At 62.7% G+C, this 12405-nt stretch carries 12 protein-coding genes; 11 read left to right on the forward strand and 1 reads right to left on the reverse strand.

Annotated features, from left to right (window positions below):
* The 8 genes from Q7U49_RS06125 to mdcH all read left to right on the forward strand — a co-directional run.
* Positions 1 to 453, forward strand: a 453-nt coding sequence (locus Q7U49_RS06125; RefSeq protein WP_304763191.1) for a TRAP transporter small permease, incomplete at its 5' end; no start/stop codon positions are given.
* Positions 450 to 1757 (forward strand): TRAP transporter large permease, encoded by a 1308-nt coding sequence (locus Q7U49_RS06130; RefSeq protein ID WP_304763192.1) that lies wholly within the window; start codon positions 450 to 452, stop codon positions 1755 to 1757. The genes Q7U49_RS06125 and Q7U49_RS06130, both read left to right, overlap by 4 nt.
* A 12-nt stretch (positions 1758 to 1769) precedes the next feature.
* Complete coding sequence (gene mdcA, locus Q7U49_RS06135; RefSeq protein WP_304763193.1) at positions 1770 to 3422, forward strand: malonate decarboxylase subunit alpha; 1653 nt, start codon at positions 1770 to 1772, stop codon at positions 3420 to 3422.
* Positions 3423 to 3448: 26 nt separating this feature from the next.
* Positions 3449 to 3784: a malonate decarboxylase acyl carrier protein gene (gene mdcC / locus Q7U49_RS06140; RefSeq protein WP_304763194.1), complete on the forward strand. Its 336-nt coding sequence runs from the start codon at positions 3449 to 3451 to the stop codon at positions 3782 to 3784.
* On the forward strand, positions 3781 to 4677 hold the full coding sequence (locus Q7U49_RS06145) for a biotin-independent malonate decarboxylase subunit beta (protein ID WP_304763195.1): 897 nt from the start codon (positions 3781 to 3783) through the stop codon (positions 4675 to 4677). The genes mdcC and Q7U49_RS06145 overlap by 4 nt, the downstream gene beginning before the upstream one ends.
* Positions 4674 to 5372, forward strand: coding sequence for a biotin-independent malonate decarboxylase subunit gamma (mdcE, locus tag Q7U49_RS06150; RefSeq protein ID WP_304763196.1), 699 nt, complete (start codon positions 4674 to 4676; stop codon positions 5370 to 5372). The genes Q7U49_RS06145 and mdcE overlap by 4 nt, the downstream gene beginning before the upstream one ends.
* 28 nt (positions 5373 to 5400) lie before the next feature.
* Positions 5401 to 7059, forward strand: coding sequence for a triphosphoribosyl-dephospho-CoA synthase MdcB (gene mdcB, locus Q7U49_RS17430; RefSeq protein WP_370653971.1), 1659 nt, complete (start codon positions 5401 to 5403; stop codon positions 7057 to 7059).
* On the forward strand, positions 7056 to 7976 hold the full coding sequence (gene mdcH / locus Q7U49_RS06165; protein ID WP_304763197.1) for a malonate decarboxylase subunit epsilon: 921 nt from the start codon (positions 7056 to 7058) through the stop codon (positions 7974 to 7976). Before mdcB ends, mdcH begins: the two co-directional genes overlap by 4 nt.
* Positions 7977 to 7986: 10 nt before the next feature.
* Here mdcH and Q7U49_RS06170 read toward each other — a convergent pair whose 3' ends face one another.
* The gene (locus tag Q7U49_RS06170; RefSeq protein WP_304763198.1) at positions 7987 to 8457 is read right to left on the reverse strand and encodes an SRPBCC family protein; all 471 of its coding nucleotides are present in this window, start codon (positions 8455 to 8457) and stop codon (positions 7987 to 7989) included.
* A 149-nt stretch (positions 8458 to 8606) separates the two neighbouring features.
* Here Q7U49_RS06170 and Q7U49_RS06175 point away from each other — a divergent pair, with 149 nt between their 5' ends.
* The 3 genes from Q7U49_RS06175 to Q7U49_RS06185 all read left to right on the forward strand — a co-directional run bounded on the left by Q7U49_RS06175 (position 8607) and on the right by Q7U49_RS06185 (position 12403).
* Positions 8607 to 9554, forward strand: coding sequence for a tRNA-dihydrouridine synthase (locus Q7U49_RS06175; RefSeq protein WP_304763347.1), 948 nt, complete (start codon positions 8607 to 8609; stop codon positions 9552 to 9554).
* 70 nt (positions 9555 to 9624) lie between these two features.
* On the forward strand, positions 9625 to 11733 hold the full coding sequence (uvrB, locus tag Q7U49_RS06180; RefSeq protein ID WP_304763199.1) for an excinuclease ABC subunit UvrB: 2109 nt from the start codon (positions 9625 to 9627) through the stop codon (positions 11731 to 11733).
* A 133-nt stretch (positions 11734 to 11866) separates the two neighbouring features.
* Positions 11867 to 12403, forward strand: a complete 537-nt coding sequence (locus tag Q7U49_RS06185; RefSeq protein ID WP_304763200.1) for a Fe-S cluster assembly transcription factor — start codon at positions 11867 to 11869, stop codon at positions 12401 to 12403.
* The last annotated feature ends 2 nt before the right edge of the window (positions 12404 to 12405 follow it).

Raw genomic sequence — 12405 nt, forward strand, 5'->3', positions numbered from 1 at the left:
ATCGTGCTGGCGATTGTGGTGGTGTGCCAGATGGTGTTTGTCCGGGCGGTGCTCGGTGAGTCGTCCATCTGGCAGACCGAGTTTTCCACTTTCTCCATCTTGGCGGCCACTTTTCTGGGGGCCCCCTACATTTTGCTGACACGCGGCCATGTGGGTGTCGACATTTTGCCGATGATGGTAGCTGGCAACAAACGGCGCGCGCTCTTTTTTGTCGGCAGCTTTGTGGCGCTTTTCTTTTGCGGCCTGTTCTTTTATGCCTCGCTGTCGTGGTGGTATGAAACCTGGACCTCGGGCCACACCACCTCGTCGATGTGGCGCGCCAGACTGTGGATTCCGCACCTGAGCGTGCCGGTGGGCCTGGGGCTGTTATGCCTGCAGTACCTGACCGAAATCTGGCTGGTCTGGAGCGGAAAAGAAGAACCCTACGGCATGACGCCAGGAGTCCACCTATGAGTCCGTTGTTGATTGGTGTGCTGGTCTTTTCCACCACCATGCTGGTGCTGTCCACCGGGCTGCCCATCGCCTTTGGCCTGGGGGCGGTGGCGCTGGGCTTCATGATCATTTTTGATGGCTGGTCCAGTGTTCACTTCCTGCCGGAAACCATTTTTTCGGGTCTGGATGACTTCACGCTGGTGTCGCTGCCCATGTTTGTCATCATGGGGGCAGCGGTGGCTTCATCGCGTGCCGGCAGTGATCTGTATGAAGCGCTGGCGCGCCTGCTGCACAAGGTGCCGGGTTCGCTGGTGATCTCCAACATCGGTGCCTGCGCGCTGTTCTCTGCGCTCACGGGCTCTTCCCCCGCCACCTGTGCTGCCATTGGCAAGATGGGCATCCCCGAGATGCGCAAACGCGGCTACGACGCCGACCTGGCTACTGGCGCTATCGCTGCGGGCGGCACTCTGGGTATTTTGATTCCGCCCAGCGTCACCATGATCCTGTATGGCATTGCCTCGGAAACCTCGATCGGTCGGTTGTTCATTGCCGGCATCCTGCCAGGCCTCATGCTCACCGGCATGTTCATGGCCTGGGCGCTGTTTTTGAGCTGGAAGCGCGGCACGGTGCTGATCGACAAAGACCGTATTTATTCGCTGAAGGAAAAGGTTGAGCTGCTGCCGCGTCTGTTGCCCTTTTTGGCGGTGATTGTGGGCGTGGTCTATTCCTTGTATGGCGGCATTGCCACACCGTCGGAGGCGGCCGGGGTCGGCGCCATGCTGTGTCTGGTGATGGTGGCCGTGATCTACAAGGTCTGGCGGCCACGTGACATGTGGCATATTTTGCGCGACGGGCTGCGCGAGTCCGGCATGCTGCTGCTGATCATTGGCACGTCCATCCTGTTCGGCTACATGATGTCCTCGCTGCAGGTGACGCAGTCCGTGGCCGAAGCCATTGGCGCCTTGCAGGTGAACCGCTGGGTGGTGCTGGCCGCCATCAACCTGATGCTGCTGGTGGCCGGTTGCTTTTTGCCGCCCGCAGCCATCATTTTGATGACCACGCCGATCCTGATGCCGGTGATCACGGCCGCCGGTTTTGATCCGATCTGGTTTGGTGTGGTGCTCACCATCAACATGGAGCTGGGTCTGATCACGCCGCCTGTCGGCCTGAACCTGTTTGTGATCAATGGCATTTCGCCCGACATCAAGCTGACCACCATCCTCAAGGGGGCTGTGCCCTTCATGTTGTGCATGGTGGTGGCTATTCTGATTTTGTGTGTCTTTCCTGAAATCGCGACCTGGTTGCCGACCAAAGTCATGGGCTGATGCGGGTCGATCATGCGTAACTGGAACAGTCTGGCCGACAACCGCAGCGCCCGGCTCAAGCGCGCAGCCAGCCTGGTGGGTGGTAAACGGGTGCCGGCCGAGCTGGCCACGGCGTTGCTGACGGCGGTGCTGGAGCCGGGCGACCGGGTCTGCATCGAGGGCAACAATCAGAAGCAGGCCGACTTTCTGGCGCGCTGCCTGACCCGGCTGGACCCGACGCAGGTGCACAGCCTGCACATGCTGCAGTCGGTGTTGGCGCTGCCCGAACATCTGGATATTTTTGACAACGGCATTGCCTCAAAGCTCGACTTTTCATTCTCGGGCCCGCAAGCCGCGCGCCTGGCCAAGATGGTTTCTGCCGGGCAAATCCAGATCGGTGCCATCCACACCTACCTGGAGTTGTTCAGCCGTTACTTTGTCGATTTGACGCCGCGCGTGTCGCTGGTCTGTGCCCAGGCGGCCGACGCCCAGGGCAACCTTTATACCGGCGCCAATACCGAAGACACGCCCGCCATCGTGGAGGCCACGGCGTTCAAGGGCGGCATTGTCATTGCCCAGGTCAATGAGTTGCTGGACACCCTGCCGCGGGTCGATATTCCGGGGGATTGGGTCAATTTCGTGATCCAGGCTCCGCAGCCGCACGCCATCGAGCCGCTTTTCACGCGCGACCCGGCGCAGATTTCCGAGATTCAGGTGCTGATGGCGATGATGGCCATCAAGGGCATTTATGCCGAATACGGCGTGCAGCGCCTCAACCACGGCATTGGCTTTGACACAGCGGCCATCGAACTGCTGCTGCCCACCTACGCCGAGTCGTTGGGCTTGAAGGGCAAGATTTGCCAGCATTGGGCGCTCAATCCGCACCCGGCGCTGATTCCGGCCATTGAGGCGGGTTGGGTCGAGTCGGTGCACTCGTTCGGCTCCGAGTTGGGCATGGAAAATTATGTCAGGGCGCGCTCCGATGTGTTCTTTACCGGGGCTGATGGCAGCATGCGCAGCAACCGGGCCTTGTGCCAGGCGGCCGGCCACTATGCCTGCGACATGTTCATTGGCTCCACCCTGCAGATCGACCTCAACGGCCACAGTTCGACCGCCACCACGGGGCGCATTGCCGGTTTTGGCGGCGCGCCCAACATGGGCGCCGATGCGCGCGGGCGCCGCCACGCCACACCGGCCTGGCTCAAAGCCGGCGCCCAGGCGCGCCAGGGGCGCAGCGGCGTGTCCAGCATGCCACGCGGGCAGAAGCTGGTGGTGCAAATGGTGGAAACTTTCCGTGAACACATGCAGCCGGCCTTTGTTGACACCCTCGATGCCTGGCAGTTGGCCGAACAGGCCCACATGGCGATTCCGCCGGTGATGATTTACGGCGACGACGTCACCCACATCCTGACCGAAGAAGGCATCGCCAATTTGCTGCTGTGCCGCAGCGACGCAGAGCGCGAGCAGGCCATTCGCGGCGTGGCCGGCTACACCCCGGTGGGCCTGGCGCGCGACAAAGCCATGGTGGAAAACCTGCGCGACCGTGGCATCATCGTGCGCGCCGAAGACCTCGGTATTGACAAGCGTGACGCTACCCGCAGCCTGCTGGCGGCGCGCAACATGCGCGACCTGGTCAGGGCATCTGGCGGGCTTTATGACCCGCCCAAACGCTTTCGCAATTGGTAGATTTGGTGGCGCCCAAGGAGAACAGCATGGAAAAATTGCACTACGAATTTGCCGGGCAACGCGCTCCAGGTCACTTTGCTCCCGTGTTGGTGGGTGTGGTGGGTTCGGGCAATCTGGAAGTGATGATCGAGCCAAAGCCCCAAAGCGCGGCTTGCCAGATCGACATCACCACCTCGGCGCGCGGTTTTGCGCCCATCTGGCAGGCGGTGGCCAACGACTTTCAGGCAAGGCATAGACTGGCTGGGGTGGCGGTGTCGATCAACGACATGGGAGCCACGCCAGCGGTAGTGAGTTTGCGCCTGGACCAGGCCGCAGCGGCATTGCCAACAGCCAGTTCGGTCGTCGAAGGTGACTTGCTATGAAACTCAGTTTTGCCGAATTGACCGCCCGCGAGCGTGTTGCCCAGCTGCTTGATACCGGTAGTTTTCAGGAAATTCTGGGCCCGGCTGAGCGCGTTGTCAGCCCGCATCTGGCGTTGCTGGGCGTGCCCTCGGCGTTCGACGATGGCGTGGTGATTGGCAGCGGTTCGCTGGCTGGCCAGCCGGTCTTGCTCGCCGCGCAGGAAGGCGAATTCATGGGCGGTGGCGTGGGTGAAGTGCATGGCGCCAAGCTGGTCGGCCTGTTCCAGCGCGCGCTAATCCACCGGCCTGCGGCCGTCATTGTGCTGGCCGAGTCCGGCGGCGTGCGCCTGCACGAGGCCAACGCCGGGCTGATCGCGGTGTCGGAGGTGATGCGCGCCTTGCTGGCGGTGCGTGCGGCGGGCATTCCGGTGCTGATGCTGATTGGCGGCGCCAATGGCTGTTTTGGCGGCATGGGCCTGATTGCGCGCTGTGCTGACTGGGTGGTGATGAGCGACATGGGCCGTCTGGCCATGTCGGGCCCCGAGGTGATCGAGTCGTCCCACGGCGTCGAAGAATTCGACTCGCGCGACCGTGCGCTGGTGTGGCGCACCACCGGCGGCAAACACCGTTACCTGACGGGTGATTGCGACGTGCTGGTGGAAGACGACGTGGCGCAATTTCGCCGCGCTGCCATCGGCTTGCTGAACCAGGCCCGGCCCCTGAGCCTGGCGGCGCTGGAGGCCGAACATGCGCTGTTGGCCGAGCGCCTGAGGCGTGACGGCGACTGCCGCGATGCGCTGGACATCTGGCAACGTGCCGGAGTGCCAGAGCCGCTGCGGGTGACCGACATGGAAGCCGATGCCATCGTACGCCTGAAGGACACGATGGAACACCTGTCAAAGGAGCCGGCATGAATTGGGAAACACTGCTCAGCGCGCTGTTCGGCTCGGCGCACAACGTTCAGTGTGACGGCGACCTGCTGCACGGCAGCGCCCAGCTGAACGGCCAGACTATCACTGTGGTGGGCACCACCCACCACGCGGCCATTGGCGTCGAGCTCGCCCTGGCGCAGGCGCGTGTGGTGCTCGACACGGTGCGCGACTTTCCCGGGCGGGCCATTGTGCTGCTGGTCGACACCCAGGGCCAGCGTTTGCGGCACCGCGACGAGTTGCTCGGCATCAACCGTTACATGGCGCACATGGGTTGCTGCATCGCGCTGGCGCGCCAGCACGGGCACCGCGTCATAGGCCTGGTGTACGACCAGGCGCTGTCGGGTGGTTTTATTACCTCGGGCCTGATGGCCGATGCCTGCTACGCGCTGCCCGAGGCCGAGATCCGTGTCATGCGTCTGCCGGCCATGGCGCGCGTGACCAAGCTCGACGAGCAGCGCCTCGCTGAACTTTCCAAATCCAATCCGGTGTTTGCGCCGGGCGTGGAAAACTATGTGACCATGGGCGGCATCGAGGCGCTTTGGCGTGGTGATTTGCAGGCCTGTCTGGTCGATGCCTTGCAGCAGGCCACCACCCAGGACACGCGTGCGGCCGAGGGCGCGGCGCGCGGCGGGCGCACCCTGGCCGCGCAGGTTGCCATGCGTGTGGTCAATGCCTGAAGTGCTTTAGGCCAGCGTGAGGCACGGCATGCAGGACTTGCGACGCAACCAACTGGTGTGGCTCGATCCGCAGGGCTGGTTGCAGGTCCAATCGCATGTCTGGGACGCTGAGGCCCAAGCCTTGCTGGCACACTGGTGTGACCATGATTTGCCGCTGGTGGTGTGCCGCCAGCGTCTTGATGTGGCGCCAGATCAGCTTTGCCTGGGTTTGCCGGCACCACGGCAATGGTCGCGGCGCCGCCTCGCGCTGACGGTCGGGCGGGACCAGGTGGCCGTCATTGGGGACTTCCCCACGTTGCGTCAAGTGGCGCAGGCCCTGCCCTGGGGGCCTGCCGCGCTGGAACTGGATCGGGCCTTGACTGAGCTGGCGGTGACGCCGAGGGTTTACGGCTCCCATGCCTGGCAGTGGCTCACCCAGATGCCTTACCTGCACGGCGATTCGGACATTGATGTGACGCTGGAGGTGCCCGATTTCCAGGCCGCCTGCGAGGTGTTGGCGCTGCTGGCTGCGGCTGATCTAGGGCCGCGACTTGACGGCGAAATCGTTTTCCCGGACGGCCAGGCCGTCGCCTGGCGCGAGTTGCAGCGCCTGCTGACAGGCCATACCGCGCAGGCCTTGCTGAAAGAACGTCAAGGTATCCGGCTGGCGACGCTGGCAGAGTTGCAAAAGTTGGGAATATGCACGCCTGATGAAGCTGCCCATGCCATGCCTTGTCATGAGCCAAATGCGATTGTGGTTAGGGCGCAGCTCGCGGACGATGCCCTTGTAGGAGGCCCGCCCTCGGGCCGATGGATGTCTGGACCTGTTTCCACTGCAGCACAAAAATTCGGCCTGGCGGCGGTGCGCGCGCTTTACGCCGAGGTGGCGCTGGAGCCCAAACCGGGCCTGGTGTCGTTTCGCGACTGCGGCAGCCATACCGACATGGATGCCCAGACTTTCATGCGCAGCCTGTTTGCCTTGCGCGGCTATTTCCCGCGCATGGTGCGGGCAGGTCATACCGGGGCACCGTTCGCCGTTCTGGAAGGCCTGGGAAAAAATGCCGAGGCCCGCATGCTGACAGCCACCGGTGGCATCAACACCCACCGCGGTGCCATTTTTGGCCTGGGTCTGCTGTGCGCCAGCGCCGGCCAGTTGCAGGCGCAAGGCTTGCCGTTCACGTCACAACATCTGCGTGGCGCGTTGCTGTCCACTTGGGGCGACGCTTTGGCGCAGCGCGCCAAAGCGGCACGGCTGAGCGCGCCGGTTTCCAATGGCCAAAGGGCGATTCGGCGGTTTGAGCTGCGCAGCGCGGGCGATGAAGCGGCGCAGGCGTTCCCGGTGCTGTTTGATGTCACCCTGCCGGCCCTGCAAGCCGCCCTGCGGGCGGGGGCTGGTGAGCGGGCCGCCCGCGTGCAAGCGCTGTTTGCCACCATGGCCGCGCTGGACGACACCAATTGTGTGCACCGCGGCGGCATTGACGGCTTGCGCTTTGTGCAAGCCTCGGCGCGGCAATTTCTGCAGGCGGGCGGCGTGCTGCAAGCTGACTGGGTGCCACAGGCACGCGCGATGCACAGCGCGTTTGTAGCGCGCCGACTGTCACCCGGTGGTTCCGCCGACGTGTTGGCCAGTGCCTGCTGGGTTCGGTTGACGCTACAGAGCCAAATGTCAGCGAGTTCCATGCAATCCCTGCCCGAGCTTGCCGCATGAGTTACGCCCTTGTTTTTTCAGGGCAGGCCAGCCAGCACCCGAAGATGCTGCCCTGGCTCGACACCGAGCCCAGGGCAGCGGCAACATTGCACGCCATGGGTGAGCGTATTGGCCTTGACTGGCGCACGGCGCTGCAAGATGAGAGCAGCCGCAGCAACAATGCCTTTGCCCAGGTGCTGATCACCGGCACAGCATTGGCGGCGTGGGCGGCCATCAAGGATCAATTGTCGCAAGCACCCGCCGTGGTCGCTGGTTACAGCGTGGGTGAACTGGCGGCTTTTGCCGGTGCCGGTGTGTTCTCGGCAGACCGGGCTCTTGCCCTGGCGCAACAGCGTGCCGCCTTGATGGATCAAGCCGTGCTGGGCCAGCAGACTGGCATGATGGCGGTGACGGGTTTGCCTGAGCCCCGCGTGCTGACAGCCTGCGCCGGCCTGGGGCTGGAATGCGCCATCCGCATCCATTCCGGCCAGTCGGTTTTCGCGGGGACCGATGATGCCCTGAGCCAGGCCACACCCCGGCTGCTGGCTTTGGGCGCCGTGTGCAAGCGGCTGGATGTGCGTGTGGCTTCCCATTCGTCCTGGATGGCGCCGGCCGCCCGGGCCTTTGCCAAGACCTTGGCCACCTTGCCGTTTGCCGCACCAAGCTGCCCCATTGCCACCAATGCCGACGGCGCGCTGGTCCGAAATCCGGCCGTGTTGCGTCAGGTCCTGAGCCGGCAACTTGCGAGCACGGTGCAATGGGCCGCTTGTATGGAAGCGGTCAACGAGCGGCAGGTGGCCTGTGTACTGGAAATTGGCGCCGGCTCAGCGCTGGCCAAAATGTGGAACGAGCGCTATCCCGGCATTCCGGCACGCTCTGTCGATGAGTTCCAGCAGCCGCAGGGTGCGGTGGCTTGGATCGCGCGGCACCTGTGTTAAGAACCGTGCATCAGACCTCGCCGCCAAACTGCTGGGTGAGCTTGTCGATGTATTGCTCCACCAGTTTTTCGAACTCCGCCTCGACCACCGGGGCGATCATCATTTTCATCAAACCCGGCAGGGGCAGGGTGAGTTCGCACTGAAGTTCCAGCACCAGGTGGGTGGACTTTTTCTTGTCAGTGATTTTCCAGGAACCTGACACCAGCGCGTTGCCTTCTCCCGCAATGGGCGTCCAGATCACGCTGCCCTTGGCCTTGTTGGACGTGTATTTCGACGCGTAAATGGTTTGCAGGCTGGCTTGGCCGATGCCGATTTTTTCCATTTCCCAGCGGTAAACGCCATCGCCCAGGCCCACCAGTTGATCGACTTTGGGGAAAAAACTGGCGGACTTGGGCACGTCGGACAGGGTGTCGAAGACGCTGCCATAGTCGGCCTTGACGGCGAATTCGTAACCCAGATCAATGTTGACGGTGATGCTCATGTGCGGTGTTCCGGTAGCGGTTGAAGAAGGGTGACTGTACGGACCGTCGGTGTTTCTGTCAAAACCACGGCATAGAGCACGACAATCCGGGATTCATTGTTCATTTTGACCGATCCCACGTGACCCCACCCACCCTGCTTCTTGCCCCCATGGAGGGTTTGCTCGACTTTGTCCTGCGCGATATTTTGACGCGGGTGGGCGGCGTGGACCGTTGTGTGTCCGAGTTCATCCGGGTCACTGGCACTCTTTTCCCCGAGCGTGTTTTCCTGCGTTATGTGCCGGAACTGCTGCAGGGCTGCAAGACGGCGTCCGGCGTGCCGGTGCGGCCGCAGTTGCTGGGCTCCGATGTGGTGTGCCTGGCCGACAACGCGGCGCGCCTGGCGGACATGGGCGCCGAGGGCATTGACCTGAACTTCGGCTGCCCGTCGCCGGTGGTGAATCGGCACCGCGGCGGCTCGGCCCTGCTGGAAGAACCCGAGCTGCTGTACCGCATCGTGGCGTCGGTGCGCCAGGCCGTGCCGGCGCATCTGCCGGTGTCGGCCAAGATGCGGCTCGGCTTGCACGACGACAGTCGGGCAGAAGCCTGTGCCCTGGCGCTTGAAGCCGGTGGCGCTTCTGAGCTGGTGGTGCACGCCCGCACCAAGGCCGACGGTTACCGGCCGCCAGCCTATTGGGAGCGGATTGCCGACATCCGTCAGGTGGTGCGCTTGCCGCTGGTGGCTAATGGCGAGATCTGGACGGTGGCCGATGCCCTGCGTTGCCAACAGGTGTCGGGCTGCCAGAACCTGATGCTGGGCCGCGGCATGGTGGCCAACCCGGCGCTGGCACGCGGCATTCGCGCGGCTTTGGGGGACGATTCTGCGTCGGCCAGCCTGAGCTGGCCGCAGCTCATGGTGCTGATCTCTGAATTCTGGCGCCTGGTTTGTGCGCACCTGACGCGTGACCAGCAAACCGGGCGCCTCAAGCAGTGGCTCAACCTGTTGCGGCGGGTCTACCCGCAGGCGCAAGCGGCCTTTGCCGAAGTACGCACTTTCCATGATCCTGCCGATGTGGAGCGTTGGTTTAAGGCGCAAGCAAGACCCGATGTCAGGGCTTGAGCCCAGTTTGACGCTGGCATGCGAGTGCATTGGATAACATCGCTTCTGATTTAAATTGTGAGCCTCCTGAATGTCTGAACCCCTGACCCTGGCCGTGAGCGATGCGTCTGAGCAGATTCGCCCGGGCACCTTTGTGCGCTACCCCGACTCCCCGTTTGAGCTGTACCAGCCCTACCCGCCCGCCGGTGACCAGCCCGAGGCCATCACGCAGCTGGTGGATGGCGTCAACGACGGCGAGGTGTTTCAGACCCTGCTGGGCGTGACGGGCTCGGGCAAGACCTTCACCATGGCCAACGTGATTGCGCGTCTGGGGCGGCCGGCCATCGTGTTTGCGCCCAACAAGACGCTGGCGGCGCAGCTGTACAGCGAGTTCCGCGAGTTTTTCCCGAAAAACGCGGTCGAGTACTTTGTCAGCTACTACGACTACTACCAGCCCGAGGCCTATGTGCCGCAGCGCGACCTGTTCATCGAGAAAGACTCGGCCATCAATGAGCACATCGAGCAGATGCGCCTCTCGTGTACCAAGAGCGTGCTGGAGCGCCGCGACGTGGTGATTGTGGCCACGGTGTCGGCCATTTACGGCATCGGCCAGCCCGAGGCCTACCACCAGATGGTGATGACGCTGCGCGCGGGCGACAAAATGGGCCAGCGCGACATGATCGCGCAACTGGTGCGCATGCAATACCAGCGCAACGATGTGGATTTTTCTCGTGGCGCCTTTCGCGTGCGCGGCGACACCATCGACATCTTTCCGGCCGAGCACAGTGAGATGGCGATCCGCGTCGAGTTGTTTGACGACGAGATCGAGAGCCTGCAACTGTTTGACCCGCTGACCGGGCGCATCCGGCAAAAGATCCCGCGCTTTACCGTCTACCCCAGCAGCCATTACGTCACGCCACGTGAACAGGTTTTGAGCGCGGTGGAGGCGATCAAGCTTGAGCTGGCTGAGCGCATCAAGGAATTTGTGTCGCAAGGCAAGCTGGTGGAAGCCCAGCGCATCGAGCAGCGCACCCGGTTCGACCTGGAAATGCTCAGTGAGGTCGGCCACTGCAAGGGCATCGAGAACTACTCAAGGCACTTGAGCGGCGCAGCGCCCGGCGAGCCGCCCGCCACGCTGACCGACTACCTGCCCAAGGACGCGGTGATGTTCCTGGACGAATCCCATGTGCTGATTGGCCAGTTTGGCGGCATGTACAACGGCGACCGCTCGCGCAAGACCACGCTGGTGGAGTACGGCTTTCGGCTGCCCAGCGCGCTGGACAACCGTCCGCTCAAGTTTGAAGAGTTCGAGACCAAGATGCGTCAGGCCATTTTTGTCTCGGCCACGCCGGGCCAGTGGGAAAAGGACCATACCGGCCAGGTGGTGGAGCAGTTGGTTCGCCCCACCGGCCTGGTCGACCCCGAAGTGGAGGTGCGCCCGGCCTCAGCCCAAGTCGACGACGTGCTGCAGGAAATCCGCATCCGCGTCGACAAGCATGAGCGGGTGCTGATCACCACGCTGACCAAACGCATGGCCGAGCAACTCACCGACTATTTGAGCGACAACGGCGTCAAGGTGCGTTACCTGCACAGCGACATCGACACCGTGGAGCGGGTCGAGATCTTGCGCGACCTGCGCCTCGGCACCTTTGACGTGCTGGTGGGCATCAACCTGCTGCGCGAAGGGCTGGATATTCCCGAGGTGTCGCTGGTGGCGATTCTGGATGCCGACAAGGAAGGTTTTTTGCGTTCGGAGCGTTCGCTGATCCAGACCATCGGCCGCGCCGCGCGCAACCTGGAGGGCCGCGCCATTCTGTACGCCGACAAGGTGACCGAGTCGATGCGCAAAGCCATCGACGAGACCCAGCGACGCCGGGTCAAGCAGGTGGCGCACAACCTGGCGCATGGCATCACGCCGCGCTCCATCGTGAAAGAAGTGCGTGACCTGATTGACGGGGTTTACAGCGAAAAGGCCGGCAAGGAAGCCGAGAAGCTGGAGCGCGATGCCATGCAGCGCGCGCAGGTGGAAGACATGAGCGAGAAAGACATCTCGCGCGAGATCAAGCGGCTGGAAAAACTCATGATGGAACACGCCCGCAACCTGGAGTTCGAAAAGGCCGCGCGGGTGCGTGATCAATTGGCTATTTTGAAGGAGCAGGCCTTTGGCGCGGCAGGTGGCGACCATGTGCTGGTGGGGTAACATGTCAATAACCTTAAAAAGTTACTGACCAGTCTAGTTACCCGACTAAAACGCTTGGTTTTTGGTTATACTGAACCACGTTATCACAGTCAAACATCAATTTGATCGATAACACAACTTCAGGAGTGTTGCCATGCGTTTAACCACCAAAGGCCGTTTTGCGGTCACTGCCATGATTGATCTGGGCTTGCGCCAATCGGCGGGTCCCGTCACGCTGGCCGCCATCAGCCAGCGTCAGCAAATTTCCTTGTCCTACCTGGAGCAATTGTTCGGCAAGCTGCGCCGCAACGCCCTGGTGGAATCCACCCGCGGCCCCGGTGGCGGCTACACGCTGGCGCGTTCACCAGCCGACATCACCGTGGCTGAGATCATCACCTCGGTGGATGAGCCCATTGATGCCACCCAGTGCGGTGGTAAGGAAAACTGCCTTGGCGAGGGCGCCCGCTGCATGACGCATGAGCTGTGGGCCTCGCTGAACGTCAAGATGGTCGAGTTCCTGGACTCGGTCAGCCTGCAAAAGCTGGTCGACGAGCAACTGGCCAAGGGCTTCCAGATGGAAGAAAAGCCCACCCTCAAGCGCGCCATTTCCAGCATGCCGGCCATGAAACCCATTCGCATCAACGCCCCCAATTCGGTGTTTGCGCTGGGTGCCAGTTACGCCAAGATGTAAGC

The sequence above is a fragment of the Rhodoferax sp. genome (genome assembly GCF_030653815.1).
In the GTDB taxonomy this organism is placed as follows: Bacteria; Pseudomonadota; Gammaproteobacteria; order Burkholderiales; family Burkholderiaceae_C; genus Rhodoferax.

Coding starts and splice junctions, on each gene's coding strand:
- uvrB (WP_304763199.1), top strand. CDS start 9,625: ATGTCTGAACCCCTGACCCTGGCCGTGAGCGATGCGTCTGAGCAGATT.
- mdcE (WP_304763196.1), top strand. CDS start 4,674: ATGAATTGGGAAACACTGCTCAGCGCGCTGTTCGGCTCGGCGCACAAC.
- mdcH (WP_304763197.1), top strand. CDS start 7,056: ATGAGTTACGCCCTTGTTTTTTCAGGGCAGGCCAGCCAGCACCCGAAG.
- Q7U49_RS06145 (WP_304763195.1), top strand. CDS start 3,781: ATGAAACTCAGTTTTGCCGAATTGACCGCCCGCGAGCGTGTTGCCCAG.
- Q7U49_RS06170 (WP_304763198.1), bottom strand. CDS start 8,457: ATGAGCATCACCGTCAACATTGATCTGGGTTACGAATTCGCCGTCAAG.
- Q7U49_RS06175 (WP_304763347.1), top strand. CDS start 8,607: ATGGAGGGTTTGCTCGACTTTGTCCTGCGCGATATTTTGACGCGGGTG.
- mdcC (WP_304763194.1), top strand. CDS start 3,449: ATGGAAAAATTGCACTACGAATTTGCCGGGCAACGCGCTCCAGGTCAC.
- mdcB (WP_370653971.1), top strand. CDS start 5,401: ATGCAGGACTTGCGACGCAACCAACTGGTGTGGCTCGATCCGCAGGGC.
- mdcA (WP_304763193.1), top strand. CDS start 1,770: ATGCGTAACTGGAACAGTCTGGCCGACAACCGCAGCGCCCGGCTCAAG.
- Q7U49_RS06130 (WP_304763192.1), top strand. CDS start 450: ATGAGTCCGTTGTTGATTGGTGTGCTGGTCTTTTCCACCACCATGCTG.
- Q7U49_RS06185 (WP_304763200.1), top strand. CDS start 11,867: ATGCGTTTAACCACCAAAGGCCGTTTTGCGGTCACTGCCATGATTGAT.